Genomic DNA, 255 nt, shown 5'->3' with positions numbered 1-255 from the left:
TCTGCTAGAACTTAACTGACGCTAAGGCGCGAAAGCGTGGGGAGCAAACAGGATTAGATACCCTGGTAGTCCACGCCCTAAACGATGTATGCTAGTTGTTGGAATGCTAGTCATTTCAGTAATGCACTTAACGGATTAAGCATACCGCCTGGGGAGTACGGTCGCAAGATTAAAACTCAAAGGAATAGACGGGGACCCGCACAAGCGGTGGAGCATGTGGTTTAATTCGAAGATACGCGAAGAACCTTACCTGGG

Annotated in this window: 1 rRNA gene; it reads left to right on the top strand. The window is 48.6% G+C overall.

Features of this window, described 5'->3' with window-relative positions:
• A 16S ribosomal RNA gene (locus NY022_RS09750) occupies nucleotides 1-255 on the top strand; the annotation flags it as partial.

Source organism: Campylobacter sp. MG1 (assembly GCF_026616895.1).
GTDB lineage: Bacteria > Campylobacterota > Campylobacteria > Campylobacterales > Campylobacteraceae > Campylobacter_E.
This window is presented reverse-complemented; position numbering and strand designations above follow the sequence as displayed.